This is a genomic window from Streptosporangium sp. NPDC049046 (assembly GCF_040649155.1).
GTDB lineage: Bacteria > Actinomycetota > Actinomycetes > Streptosporangiales > Streptosporangiaceae > Streptosporangium.
The window spans coordinates 23,859-36,310 of record NZ_JBEZEZ010000037.1; the positions used below are offsets into that span (position 1 = coordinate 23,859).

At 71.2% G+C, this 12,452-nt stretch carries 13 protein-coding genes; 5 read left to right on the forward strand and 8 right to left on the reverse strand.

The features are described from left to right. Positions 1-2 precede the first annotated feature (2 nt). Complete coding sequence (locus tag AB0B96_RS35375) at positions 3-1,160, forward strand: winged helix DNA-binding domain-containing protein (protein WP_362905886.1); 1,158 nt, start codon at positions 3-5, stop codon at positions 1,158-1,160. Between the two features lie 55 nt (positions 1,161-1,215). Here the strand turns inward: AB0B96_RS35375 and AB0B96_RS35380 are convergent, their stop codons facing one another. From AB0B96_RS35380 to AB0B96_RS35395, 4 genes are all read right to left on the reverse strand, one after another. Next, positions 1,216-1,995 (reverse strand): alpha/beta fold hydrolase, encoded by a 780-nt coding sequence (locus tag AB0B96_RS35380; protein ID WP_362905888.1) that lies wholly within the window; start codon positions 1,993-1,995, stop codon positions 1,216-1,218. 53 nt (positions 1,996-2,048) lie between these two features. After that, complete coding sequence (locus AB0B96_RS35385) at positions 2,049-3,056, reverse strand: 3-deoxy-7-phosphoheptulonate synthase (protein WP_362905890.1); 1,008 nt, start codon at positions 3,054-3,056, stop codon at positions 2,049-2,051. Further along, positions 3,050-3,877, reverse strand: coding sequence for an orotidine-5'-phosphate decarboxylase (pyrF, locus tag AB0B96_RS35390; protein ID WP_362905892.1), 828 nt, complete (start codon positions 3,875-3,877; stop codon positions 3,050-3,052). Before pyrF ends, AB0B96_RS35385 begins: the two co-directional genes overlap by 7 nt. Positions 3,878-4,094: 217 nt before the next feature. After that, a complete protein-coding gene (locus AB0B96_RS35395; RefSeq protein WP_362905894.1) occupies positions 4,095-5,000 on the reverse strand; it encodes an NmrA family NAD(P)-binding protein in 906 nt (301 codons plus the stop codon). A 183-nt stretch (positions 5,001-5,183) separates the two neighbouring features. On the opposite strand from AB0B96_RS35395, the gene AB0B96_RS35400 reads away from it, so the two are divergent. From AB0B96_RS35400 to AB0B96_RS35410, 3 genes are all read left to right on the forward strand, one after another. Further along, on the forward strand, positions 5,184-5,858 hold the full coding sequence (locus tag AB0B96_RS35400) for a TetR/AcrR family transcriptional regulator (RefSeq protein ID WP_362905896.1): 675 nt from the start codon (positions 5,184-5,186) through the stop codon (positions 5,856-5,858). A gap of 104 nt (positions 5,859-5,962) precedes the next feature. Beyond that, the gene (locus AB0B96_RS35405; protein ID WP_362905898.1) at positions 5,963-6,832 is read left to right on the forward strand and encodes an LLM class flavin-dependent oxidoreductase; all 870 of its coding nucleotides are present in this window, start codon (positions 5,963-5,965) and stop codon (positions 6,830-6,832) included. Beyond that, positions 6,829-7,254 carry a nucleoside deaminase gene (locus AB0B96_RS35410; protein WP_362905900.1) on the forward strand — a complete coding sequence of 142 codons (426 nt, stop codon included), beginning with the start codon at positions 6,829-6,831 and terminating at the stop codon, positions 7,252-7,254. The genes AB0B96_RS35405 and AB0B96_RS35410 overlap by 4 nt, the downstream gene beginning before the upstream one ends. 26 nt (positions 7,255-7,280) lie before the next feature. Here AB0B96_RS35410 and AB0B96_RS35415 read toward each other — a convergent pair whose 3' ends face one another. After that, positions 7,281-7,874 carry a TetR/AcrR family transcriptional regulator gene (locus AB0B96_RS35415; protein ID WP_362905902.1) on the reverse strand — a complete coding sequence of 198 codons (594 nt, stop codon included), beginning with the start codon at positions 7,872-7,874 and terminating at the stop codon, positions 7,281-7,283. A gap of 106 nt (positions 7,875-7,980) precedes the next feature. Here AB0B96_RS35415 and AB0B96_RS35420 point away from each other — a divergent pair, with 106 nt between their 5' ends. Further along, on the forward strand, positions 7,981-9,231 hold the full coding sequence (locus tag AB0B96_RS35420; protein ID WP_362905905.1) for a Gfo/Idh/MocA family oxidoreductase: 1,251 nt from the start codon (positions 7,981-7,983) through the stop codon (positions 9,229-9,231). Positions 9,232-9,344: 113 nt separating this feature from the next. On the opposite strand, the gene AB0B96_RS35425 is transcribed toward AB0B96_RS35420, so the two are convergent. From AB0B96_RS35425 to cobF, 3 genes are all read right to left on the reverse strand, one after another. Next, the gene (locus AB0B96_RS35425; protein WP_362905908.1) at positions 9,345-10,187 is read right to left on the reverse strand and encodes a pentapeptide repeat-containing protein; all 843 of its coding nucleotides are present in this window, start codon (positions 10,185-10,187) and stop codon (positions 9,345-9,347) included. A gap of 69 nt (positions 10,188-10,256) precedes the next feature. Next, positions 10,257-11,219 (reverse strand): putative protein N(5)-glutamine methyltransferase, encoded by a 963-nt coding sequence (locus tag AB0B96_RS35430; protein ID WP_362905910.1) that lies wholly within the window; start codon positions 11,217-11,219, stop codon positions 10,257-10,259. Between the two features lie 304 nt (positions 11,220-11,523). Next, on the reverse strand, positions 11,524-12,309 hold the full coding sequence (gene cobF, locus AB0B96_RS35435; RefSeq protein WP_362905912.1) for a precorrin-6A synthase (deacetylating): 786 nt from the start codon (positions 12,307-12,309) through the stop codon (positions 11,524-11,526). Positions 12,310-12,452: the final 143 nt, after the last annotated feature.

Below are 12,452 nucleotides of genomic sequence, written 5' to 3' on the forward strand. Positions count from 1 at the left end.
CCATGAACTCACTCACCTGGGATCAGGTCCACGCGCGGCGGCTGGCCCGCCATCACCTCGTGAAACCCGTCTCCGGCGACCTGCGCAAACCCGTGCGCGACGTGTGCGGGGTGCAGTCGCAGGTCGCCGCCGCGGCCGAGCTGGCCATCGGGGCACGGGTGAAGGACGCCACGCAGGAGCAGGTGCGCGCGGAGCTGTACGACAAGAAGCGCCTGGTCAAGACGTACAGCCTGCGCGGCACCCTGCACGTGCACGCCGCCGACGAGCTGGCACTGTGGATGGCCGCGATGCGCTGGAAGCCCTACTGGCGCGCCAAGGACAGCTGGCACGCCCACCACGGGCTCACCGCCAAGCAGGGCGAGGCGTTCGTCGACGCGGTCCGTGACGCGCTGGACGGCGAGTGCCTGACCCGCGAGGAGCTGGCGAAGGAGGTCTCCGGACGTGTCGGAGCGTGGGCGAAGGACAAGCTCGCCTCCAACTGGGGCGAGTTGCTGCGTCCCGTCGCCTACCTCGGCGTGCTCTGTTTCGGGCCGGTACGCGGAGCCAAGGTCACCTATGTCAGGCCCGACCGGTGGGCGGGGCTGAAGACCGAGGTGAAGGACCAGCCGGACCCCGAGGAGTCGGCGATGGAGATCGTGCGCCGCTATCTGCGCGCGTACGGTCCCGCCACCCACCAGGACCTGGCCCGCTGGTTCGCGCTCAGACCGCCCGAGGCGCGTGAGGCGCTGGAGTCGCTCGGCGAGGAGGTCGCCCAGGTCGAGGTGGAGGGACGCAAGGCGTACGTCCTCGCCGCCGACGAGGGCCGCTGGCCGTCCGACCCGAGCTGCGTGCGGCTGCTGCCGCAGTACGAGGCGTACGTTCTCGGCAGTGGTCCCAAGGAGGTCGTCGTGCCCAAGGACACCGCCGCTCGCGTCTTCGAACACGGCAGGGGCAGGTACGAGGGCGCGGTCGCTCACCAGATCATGCTCGTCGACGGGGTCGTGGCCGGGATGTGGGAGCGCAAGGAGAAGGGCGGCAAGGTCGAGATCAAGTTGGAGTCGTTCGTCAAGCTCGACTCCGGCCAGAGCGGGGAGCTGGAGAAGGAGGTCGAGCGCGTCGGCCGTTTCTACGGCGCCGAGGCCACCCTGTCCATGGGGAAACTCGTCGGCAAGAAACGCTGAGCTCCTCCCGGGGCACTCCCGGCCGGGAGTTCGGCGGAACTCGTCCCCGGCCGACTCAGCGGCAGGCGCCGAGATCCTCCCGTATCGCGCGCAGCATGGTGCGGCGCTGGGTGTGGATGAAGAAGTGCCCGCCCGGCAGCAGCCGCAGCCGGAACGCCGCCCCTGTCTGCGTGCTCCACGCGCTCAGGCCCGCCGCCGTCGTGGTCGGGTCCCCGTTCCCGCCGAACACCGAGATCGGGCAGGCGAGCGGTGGCTCGTCCTCGTGGACGTAGGACTCGGCGGCGTTCAGGTCCGCCCGCAGCACCGGCATGATGAGGCTCATCAGCTCCGCGTTGCCGATCACTTCCGGGGGGATGCCGTCCAGCCGGTGCAGCACCCGCATCAGGTCCTCGTCACCGAGCTGCCCGAGCCGTGGCATGCCGTCACGGACCTGGGGGGCGTTCCAGCCCGACACGAACAGCCGTCCGGGGCCAGGCAACCCGCGCGAGCGCAGCCGTCGTGTGACCGTGAACGACACCAGTGCGCCCATGCTGTGCCCGAACAGCGCGAACGGCAGCGCCTCCAGGCGTGACAGCCCGTCGATCACCGGGTCGACGATCATCGACAGTTTGTGCCTGGGCTTCTCGGAGATGCGGGTCTCCCTGCCCGGCGAGCGCACCGCCCACAGTTCCACGTCACCGGGGAGCAGGTCGGCCCAGCCGCGGAACGTCGTGGCGCCGCCTCCGGCGTTGGGCACGCAGACCAGCCTCGCGCGGGGCCGTTCCGGCCGGTGCAGCGGCACCAGCCAGCTCGCGGGATGAACCGCGGCGCGCGTCGAGGTCGTCGTCGAGGTCACTGAGGTCATGGAAGTCGCAGAGCTCGCAGAGGTCGCAGAGGTCGGGGAAACGGTCATCGCGGAACCGCCAGGGATCGTGCGGAGTCCCGGGCCCGCTCGCAGGCGGCGACCAGGTCCGTGAGGGACTCGGGGGGGAACATGTGCGCCGCGTCGCCGGGCCGGTACATCCTTTCCGGCCTCAAACACGACTCGATGAGCAGCCCGTCCGCGCCGTACGCCGCGGCCGCCAGCGAGGCCGGGGCGACCAGCGAGGCCGAGCCGGTGCTGTGACTGGGGTCGAAGACCACCGGCAGGTCGGTGCGGGCGCGCAGTGCGGCGATCGCCCCGAACCCGGGCTGCGGCGGGGTTCCCGAGGCGCCCGCGCAGAGCACCACGGCGTCGTTGCCCCGGGTGAGGACGAACTCCGCGGCCCGCAGCCAGTCGTTCAGGCTCGCCCGAGGCCCCCGCATCAGCAGTACCGGCCTGGGCTGGGCGCCCAGCTCGGCGAGGAGCGGGCGGTTGTCCAGCTGCCGCCCGTCCACCTGCAGGCAGTCGGCCACCTCGGCGACCGCCTCCACCTCGCGCGGGTCGCACACCTCGGTGATCACGGGGATGGCCGCCGCCCGCCGGACCTCCGCGAGCGCCTCCAGGCCACGCCTGCCCTTGCCGGGGAAGTGGTAGGGGCTGCTGCGCGTCTTGGAAAGCCCGGCCCGCAGGGCGTGCGCCTTCTGCGCCTTGACCGCCAGGGCCGTCTCGACCGTGTCCTCGGCCGACTCCAGCGCGCACGGCCCCGCCGCCCACCACAGCCGATCTCCCCCCACCACCCCGTCGCCGATCGCCACCTCGCTCGGTGCCACGCCGCTTTCCCGCCGTACCAGCCAGTGGCCCTCAGGGGTCGGGTGACGGGCCAGCACCGCGGGCGAGGTGGGTACGCGGGCGAGGGACTCGTCGCCGCTCACCACGACGAAGACCCGCCCGGCCAGCCTGACCGGCCAGGCGGCGACGTCCTCGTGCGCCCCGGCCAGCGCCGCCACCTCCTCGGCGACCTCGGCGGAGGTGCCGGGCCGGAGTTCGATCAGCACGCCGGGACCCCGGCGTCGATCTCCTTCCGCCAGGCCACGATGCTCGCGCTCAGCGCGGCGACGTCGGGCCCGTGTCGCAGTACCCCGGTCGTCACCGGCAGGACGGCACGTCCGGGAGCCTCGGCGGCGACGGCGAGAAGGTCGTGGGTCTCGCGTCCGGCCCTGCCCAGGCCCGGCAGTTCCACGACCGCCGACGGCATGCGGGCCACCAGGTCGGTCGCCTCCTCGCGGCCGGCCCCGACCACGGCCGCGGCGGCCACGCCGTGCTCGTCGTTCCACTCCCGCACCTCGTCGGCGGTGCTTTGCGCGACGGTGCGCGACCCTGTCACGGCGCCCTGGACCCCGCCGGCCGTGTGGTTGGAGGTGCGGACGAGCACCATGACCAGGGTTCCGCTGTCACGGGCCCTGTGCAGCAGGGGATCGAGGGCGGCGAAGCCCATGAACGGGTTCGCCGTCACCGCGTCCCCGCCCAGCACGCTGCCGGGACCGAGGTAGAGGTCGGCGTAGGAGTCCATCGTGTCGTCGGCGTCGCACACCTTCGCGTCCAGCACGGCGAGTGAGCCCCGCTCGTGCACGCCGTCGACGACCTCGCGCAGCAGGTCCGTGCCCGAAGTGCCGAAGCGGGTGAAGAACGGGACCTGGATCCGGTAGACGGACACCCGCTCGCCCGCGGCCTCCAGCACCACCCCGCACATCCGCCGGGCCCCGTCCACGTCGTCGTCCATCCTCCACGCCTCCAGCCACTTGGGGGAGGGGGCGATTCCCAGGCAGAGGGCGGATCGGGTCTTGAGCAGGTCGGTCCATATCGGTACGGCAGCCATGGGCCCATTGCACACGCTCGCGCCGGGGGCCGCGCCGGGCCCGCTCGCGGGCGGGGTTTCGTCGGCTAAAATCTCCGGCCCGCGTTTTGTTGATCTACATCGTAAAGGCGCCCGGCGGGAACACGGACCGTCTCACCGGCGTACCCGAGCGGTCCGTGTTCCCGCCGACGACGGACCGCGGCTCACGGGCCGCGGCGCGCGCCTTCCCTGGACGGGGTCAGATCGACGAGGTAGCCGGAGGCGCCGAGCGCTCCTGGCTCTTCCACAGTCGCGCGGTCTCGCGCACGTAGCTGCGGTAGTCGCGCGGCGCGTGGCCAAGCAGCCGGGTCACCTCCTGGACCTGCGCCGGATCGGTCGGGAACTCCGCGTTCTTCAGCAGGACGAAGCTCGAGATCCAGTCCTCGAGCTTCTGTGCGGCGAGCCGCTTGCCGAAGATCGCCTGCCACTCCCCGTCGCCGTCCACGTAGGTCACCGGACGCCCGAGTTCGGCCGCCCAGATCTCGGCGGCCTCGGCCCCGGTGAACGACTCGGGCCCGATCAGGGCGTACTCGCCACTCGGGAAAGCGGGATCGATGAGCGCGGTCGCCGCCAGCTCGGCCATGTCTCGCAGGTCGATGCGGTTCGATCGCTTGATCGGCGTCGGGTAGACGCCGTTCAGGATGTCTTCCTTGAAGATCTCGTCGTTCTGGTTGTAGTTGCTGAGAGCGATCACGACGGGGTTCGCCGTCGACGCCGCGAAGGCGGTGCTGACCTCGATCTTGCCGCGGTAGGCGGGCATGCTCTCCACGAACGCGGCTCTCATCTGGGGGTCGCTGATGTGCGTGCCGGCGAGGACGAGCCGGATCCCGGCCTCCTCGCCCGCTCGTACGAACGACGTGCCCAGTCGCACCTCGTCCGGCTCGTGCGGGGGGACGTAGAAAGCGGCCTGGACGCCCTTCATGGCACCGCGCACCGCGTCGGGGTCGCCGAGGTCGCCCACGTGGCGCTCGACGTGCGCGGGAAGGTGTGCGGCGCGCTTTTCGTCGCGCACCAGCACTCGCGCGTCGGTACCGCGTCTGAGCACCTCTTCGAGCACCAGGCTGCCCACGGTGCCCGTGCTCCCGACGATAAGAACCTTGGTCATCGCTCTTCCTCCAGCGATCTGCTGTCCCACTTCGCCGTCCGGCCGCCGTGGGCGATGCGTTACGTTGAACATACTTCATTGAATGATAATCAATCAAATGCCGATGGGCGTTCTCCGTGACCGGGCGGGGGACGATCGTGGAATACGCTGATGACAGGCCGAGCCGGCGTCGCGAGGAGGGGAATGGACGTGACCCAGTCCGTCGTGGGCAAGCCGCCCACCCGGCGGCAACTGGCCGCTCAGGAGACGCGCCGGAAACTGCTGGAAGCCGCGCTGGAGAACTTCTCCAGGCGCCCCTACGCCGACGTCACCGTCGCGGACATCGCCCGTTCGGCCGGGGTCGCCCACGGGCTTCTGTCCCACCACTTCAACGGCAAGGAGAACCTCTACGCGGAAGTCGTAGGCGTGATCGACCAACGGCTCCGCGCCGCCGCGAAGATCGGCTCCGACGGGCCCGTCGTCGAGCGGCTCCGCCGCCACCTCGCCGCCCATCTGAGGTTTCTGGCCGAGAACGAGGACGCCGCCCTGAACCTCATCCTGCGGCGTGCGGACACCACCGACGCGGCCTGGAAGGCCTTCGAGACGACGAGCCAGGAGGGAATCCGTGCGATCTGCGGGTTACTCGGCCTCGACGCGGACGCGCCGGCGCTCCGGCTGACCATGCGCGGGTTCAGCGCCGCCTGCGACGAGACGGCCCTGGTCTGGCTGAGAAGCGGTCGTCCCTACGAGATCGAGGCGCTGGTCGACGTCTTCGTCGCCTTTCTGACGGGCGCGATCCGGGCCGCCTGTGACCTCGCGCCGGCACCCGTGCTGCGTGAGGCTCTCGAGGTCCTTCAGTCCGAGGTCTCCGACGGCTGAAGCGGTCGAGCGGGTGATTTCACGGTCGCATGTCCTCAAAGAGCATGCGGCGCTGATCGAGGTATCCCTTCCGGATCTCCATGATCGCTCGCTAGCCTGAAGTGGTGAAAACAGGCGTCAACGTACTGAACTTCGGGCCGGGCACCGATCCAGGGGTGCTGCGCGGCTGGGCACGGACTGTGGAGGGGCTGGGCTTCGACCTCCTCATGGTCTCGGACCATGTCGCGATAACCCCCGATGTCGCCGAGCAGTACCCGCCGCCGTTCTACGAGCCCTTCACCACCCTGTCCTGGCTGGCCGGGGTGACCGACGGGATCCGGCTCGGCACCACGGTGCTCATCGTGCCGTACCGCCACCCGCTGCTCGTCGCCCGCATGGCGGCCAACCTCAACCGGCTCAGCGGCGGGCGGCTCGTCCTCGGCGTGGGCGTCGGCTGGGCGCGGCAGGAGTTCGAGGCGCTCGGGGTTCCGTTCGAGCGACGCGGGGCGCTGACCGACGATCACCTCCGGGTGATACGCGCCGCCTGGGAGAACGACGAGGACTACCAGGCCGGGCGGATACCGATCTGGGTCGGCGGCAACGGCGACGTGGGACTGCGCCGGGCGGTGCGTCTCGGGGAGGCGTGGCACCCGCTCCGCCTCACCCTGGAGCGGATGCGCGAAGGGCTGGACCGGCTGAAGGTCCTCGCGGACGAGGAACGGCGCCCGGTACCGGGCTTCGCACCCCGCATCGTCCTGCGGCTCACGCAGGCCCCGATCACCGCTCCGGGACGTCTCGCCGGCGAGGGCACGATCGACCAGGTCATCGACGACCTCGAACAGCTGCGTCTGCTGGGCGCCGACAGTGTCGTGCTCGATCCGTTCAACGGCGACCCGCAGGAGACGCGCCACCCGGAGGTGGCCTGGCAGGCGCTCGCGACCGTGGCGGCCCACTGGGATCTGAACACTCATCGACCACGAACAGGACGATCATGACGCACGACGACGAGAAGCATCTCCGCAGGGCGATCGAACTCGCCGCCGGGGCGCGAGCGACCGGAGACGCCCCTTTCGGGTCGCTACTGGTGGGTCCGGACGGCACGATCCTCGCCGAGGACCACAACACGGTTCTCAGCGACCGCGACATCAGCGCCCACCCCGAGCTGAAGCTGGCCAGGTGGGCGGCCCGCGAGCTCACCCCCGACGTCGCGGCGGCCACGACCATGTACACCAGCTGCCAGCCCTGCCCCATGTGCGCGGGCGCCATCGAACGGTCCGGCCTCGGCCGCGTCGTGTTCGCGCTCTCCAACGAGCAACTCGCGAGCCTCAAGCCGGGAGGCGGCTGGCCGCACGTGTCCCAGGAGGGCCCGGCGCTGTTCGACGAGGCGCGCGTCCCGGTCGAGGGCTACTACACGTAAAAACGGGTAGCCGCGTGCGCTCTGGCTCACCCCTCGGTGGGCCAGGCGCGCAGTGCCGTCTCGGCGACCCGCAGCAGATCCTCCCTGGCGCAGCCCGCGGCCGCCTGTACCGCGAGGCCGTCGGCGAGGGTGGTGACGAAGCGGGCCAGGTCCGCCGGGTCACAGCCGCCGGGCAGGTCGCCCTCCTCCCTCGCCCGTGACAGGCGCGCCCGCAGTGCCGCCTCTCCGGCCTGCCTGTGCGCCACCACCTCGCTCCTGATCTGCTCGGCCTCCGGCGCGCACGCCTGCACGCAGCGGATGCTGAGGCATCCGAGGGGGGTGTCGGGGCCGGTGGTCAGCTCGATCACGCCGTACACCAGGCGTTCGACGACCTCTCGTGCCCGGGGCGCCTCCAGGGCGCGGACGGTGAACGCCCCCGGACCGTTGACATAGCGGTCGAACACCCTGCGAAACAGCTCCTCCTTGTTGCCGAAGGTGCCGTAGAGGCTGGGACGGTTGATGCCCATGGCCGCGGTGAGATCCGATATCGCCGTTCCCTCATAGCCCTGGCTCCAGAAGACCTCGAGTGCCCGGTCCAGGGCGTTCTCGGGGTCGAACGCGCGCGGGCGCCCTCCTGGCATGCGCACCTCCCTAGTTTCTTACCGATCGATACGTTACCCCGTTGACGAGCCGATCCGCTCCGAGCTAGTTTTTTACCGATCGATACTTAACTCGTGAAGGGGGACCATGAGCAGATCACCCGCCGGTCCGATCCGTATCGGCGTCGTCGGCGCCAGCCCTGACCGGGGCTGGGGAACGGCAGCTCACCTACCGGCCCTGGCAGGCTTGGGGGAGTACGCCGTCACCGCGGTCGCGACCACCAGACAGGACAGCGCCCGCCGCACCGCCGCCGCGTTCGGAGTCCCGCACGCCTTTGCCGGCGCCGCCGAGCTGGCCGCCCACCCGGACGTGGACGTGGTCGCCGTGACGGTCAAGGCGCCCGACCACGCCGAGGCGATACGGGCCGCGCTCGACCACGGCAAGCACGTCGTGTCCGAGTGGCCGCTGGGGGTGAACCTGGCCGAGGCCGTCGAACTGGCCGAGGCGGCGACCGCCGCGGGGGTCGTCCACGCGGTCGTCCTCCAGGGATTTCACTCCCCGGCTGCGGGCTTCGTCAGGGATCTGATCGCCGAGGGCCGGATCGGACGGATGGAGTCGATCACCATCGTGGCCGACGGCGCCCCGCTCGGCGGGAGCCGTATCCCGCGCGACCTCGCCTGGAGCACCGACCCCGCCGCGGGGATGAACCTGCTGACCGTGATGGCCGGGCACGTCCTGGCGACGGTCGAGCATCTGGCGGGTCCGCTGACGGAGATATCCGCTTCGCTCACCCATCCTTATCGTGAGGTCGTCGTGGCCGGGACGGACCGGTCGATCCCCAGCGGGGTGCCCGGTCACGTAACCGTTCACGGACGCCTGGAGAGCGGCGCCGCGGCCGTGGTGAGCATATCCGGGGGCAACGCGCCGGGGCCCGACGGCTTCCATCTCAGGATCACCGGGAGCGAGGGCGCGCTGACCATCACCCCCACACAGCCCGGAATGTACCCGCACTGGGCCGACTGGACGGTGACCCGTTCGGCCGCCGACGGCACCCGCGCCGAGCCGGTCGTCGCGGGCCGCCCCACGCGCCAGGACGTTCCCGGCGACACCCTCGCGAGTCCACCCGTGCTCGTGCCTGTCGCCGTGCACGCCAACGCCCCCATGCCTGCGCCCACGCCCGCCGTCAAAGCCCTCGCCCACGCCTCTGAGCCCTCACTCGCCAACGTCCCCCCTGGCCCGCCCGCGAACGTCGCCGCCCTCTATCTGGAGGTCGCCCGCGCGATCACCGAGGAACGCGAGGCGTACCCCTCCTTCCACACCGCCGTGCGCCAGCACCGCGTGCTCGCCGCCATCGAGAACGCCTCGCGGACCGGCGTCCGCCAGACACTCGCCTCATAGGCACCCAACGCCGGACAGGGACCGGCCGGCGGCGCGTGTGCTGAGTTCGTACGAGAACGCACTTCCCTCACTGGACAAGTGAAGGCCGGGGACTCCGCTGAGCCTGGATCTGGCTACCAGTGGGCCGGTCGGGTGAGTGACGGCGGCAGCGAGGTCCGGGCGTCGCCCTTGGCGGCGTCCAGCTGGGACTGGATGAGGAAGATGCTCCCGGTGAGGTCGGCGCCCGAGAGGTCCGCGTCCCGCAGGTCGGCTCCGATGAGGTCGGCCGTCCTGAGGTCGGCGCCCCTCAGATCGGCCCCGATGAGGTAGGCCCCCCGCAGGTTGGCGCCCCGCAGGTCGGCGCCCTTCAGCTTGGCCCCGATGAGGTCGGCGCCCCTGCGGTCCTTCTTCTTCCCGCGCCCGGCCTCGGCGCGTACGAGCTCGCTCGCGCGCAGCAGCAGGGCGTTGACCTCCCGCCGGTGTGCCGCCACGTCCAGCCGTGCGAGCGCCTCGGGGGTGTCGCGGGTGAGGCGTTCGGTCCTCTCCAGGGCGAGGCCGAGCTCATCGTGGATGGAAAGGGCCGGTCGCAGGGTGAGCGCCTCGGTCAGGTACCAGAGCAGCTCGTGGAGGTCGCGCATGACCGGGAACACCTCGGCCATCCGCTTCGCGGTCTGTGGCGCCCGCCGCCAGTCCTGCCCGCCGAAGGTGACCTGGGAGACCTTCTGCCCGGCGCCGAAGCAGTCGTAGACGGTGCAACCACGGAAACCCTTGTCCCTGAGGCGGGTGTGGATGCCGCAGCGGAAGTCCGTCAGCAGGTTGGGGCAGGCCTGCCCGGCCTTCTTGTCGATCGCGAAGTCCGACGAGGCCGAGAAGGCGGGCACGACGCAGCACAGCGCGAAGCAGCTCTCGCAGTCGGCTCGCAGATCGGCACGATCTCCCCCGGTGGAGGGGGCCGTGTGCTCACGGCTGTCGGACAATGCGGGGATCTCCTCATGCGGGGCGGTCGCGCTGTTCGCGGTCCTTGAAACAGGGCCGCGAACAGCGATTCAACCGCTAAACCCTATCCGACCGCACCTGTTTCCCGATCGCGGGCGGGGATCGCGGGGCGGAGGGAGGGGGGGCATGGTCCCGACGACGACGGTGGCGTCCAGCTCCTCGGATTCGGCCACCCTCGGGACCAGCCCGTTGCGGGCGAAGGCCTCGGCGGTCCGCGGTGCCTGGCGTCGGCTCGTCTCGATCAGCAGGTGACCGCCCGGTGCGAGCCACCGCGCCGCGGACGCGGTCACCCGCCGCTGGATCTCCAGCCCGTCCGCGCCGCCGTCGAGTGCCACCCGTGGTTCGTGTACGCGGGCCTCCGGGGGCAGCAGACCGATCGCCTCGGTGGGCACGTAGGGGGCGTTGGCGGTCAGGATGTCGACGCGGCCCCGCAGCGTGGCGGGCAGCGGCTCGTAGAGATCACCCTCGTACACCCGGCCGCCGGGGGTGACGTTGCGCCGGGCACAGCGCACCGCGGCGGGGTCGATGTCGACGGCGTGCAACTCGACCGGTTCCAGGGCCGCGACCAGTGCGGCCCCCACCGCTCCGGAGCCGCAGCACAGATCGACGACGATCCGTGGCCGAGGGATCTGGTCGCCGGGAGCGGTGAGGTCTTCGGAACCGGAGGAAACAGGGGGATCGGAGGCGGGGCGGGGGAGGGAGGCGGACCGATCTGCCGATCCGGCGGTTCGGTGGGCGAGGGCGACGGCCTGGTGGACGAGAAACTCGGTGCGGCGCCGGGGAACGAAGACCCCGGTGTCCACGGCTATCCGCAGCCCGCAGAACTCCGCCCAGCCGAGAACGTGTTCGAGGGGCAGACCGGAGATCCGCCGGTCCAGCATGGCGGCGAGTTCGGACGACGTCCGCGCCGTGGAGAGGAGCAACCGTGCCTCGTCCTCGGCGAAGACGCAACCGGCGGCCCGGAGCCTGGTGACGACAACGGGTTGGGGGAGAAACGGCGGTAAAGCCGACATTGGAGCCTTTCGGGATGCCGATGGGGCTCCCTCGGTCACCTACGCCGGAAGGACCGCGCGACCGTGGGACGGGAGCACCCGACCTGACACAGCGGTAATGGGTCTCACCTCCTCGATCACGTCCATTGCTGGAGGGCAACACTACCTCCGAGCCGCCCTCCGTACGAACACATTACGGCGAGGCGGCTCTCACCTCGGTCCTGCCGAACTCCCCGTGCCCCTGTCGGAGCGGAACGCCGACGCCGCTCCTCGACGCGGCCGATCCGACGCCAGGCCCTCGCGCGCCACCCGCCGCGACCTCCCGTCAGGAGGGAGAGCTCCCGCGAGGAACCCGCCTCAGCAGGTACGTGTCCATGATCCAGCCCTTGCGTTCCCTCGCCTCGGCACGGACGTCGCGGATCCGGTCGGCGACCTCCTCGACCGGCCCCGCCACCAGGATCTCGTCGGGGGTGCCGAGGTAGGCGCCCCAGTAGATCTCGAAGTCGGCGGGGTCGGGCAGGGAGGCGAAGGCGTTGCGGGCGTCGAGCATCACGACGATGTCGTCGATGTCGTCGGATTCGCCGGGTCCCTCCTCCGACAGGCGGCGGCCCGTGGTGATGTGCAGGGGCCGTGCGACCCGGGTCAGGCTGGTGCGGTGCCGGGCGGCCAGCGCGGACACGCTGCTGATGCCGGCGACGACGTCGTACTCGAACCGCACCGTGCCCCGGGCGAGGACCTCCTCGACGATGGCCAGCGTGCTGTCGTAGAGGGAGGGATCGCCCCAGACGAGGAACGCGCCGGTCTCGTCGTCGCCGAGTTCGTCGCGGACGAGCCGCTCGTAGATGTCGGCGCGGCGCGACCGCCAGTCCTCCACCGCGCCCGCGTAGGCGGGGGTGGTCCGGTCGCGCTCGGGATCGCGGGCCTCGACCAGCCGGTACGGGGCGCGGGCGTGCGCGTCGACGAGGTCCTGCCGGAGCTGGACGAGGTCGTGCTTGGCCTCTCCCTTGTCGAGGACGAAGAACACGTCGGCCGCCGCGATGGCCTTGACCGCCTGAAGGGTGAGGTGGTCGGGGTTTCCCGCGCCGATGCCGATGATGAGGATTCGCTTCACGCGGGAAAGTCTGCCCCCTGTGCGAAGAGGACGTCGCGCCGGGCGGCATCCGGGCCGTACGGCTCGACATCCGTCCCGGCAGACCCCGGCCGGGCGGTGCGACGCGGGATGACGCGGGATCTCGTCGCGGGTCCCCGTAGGGG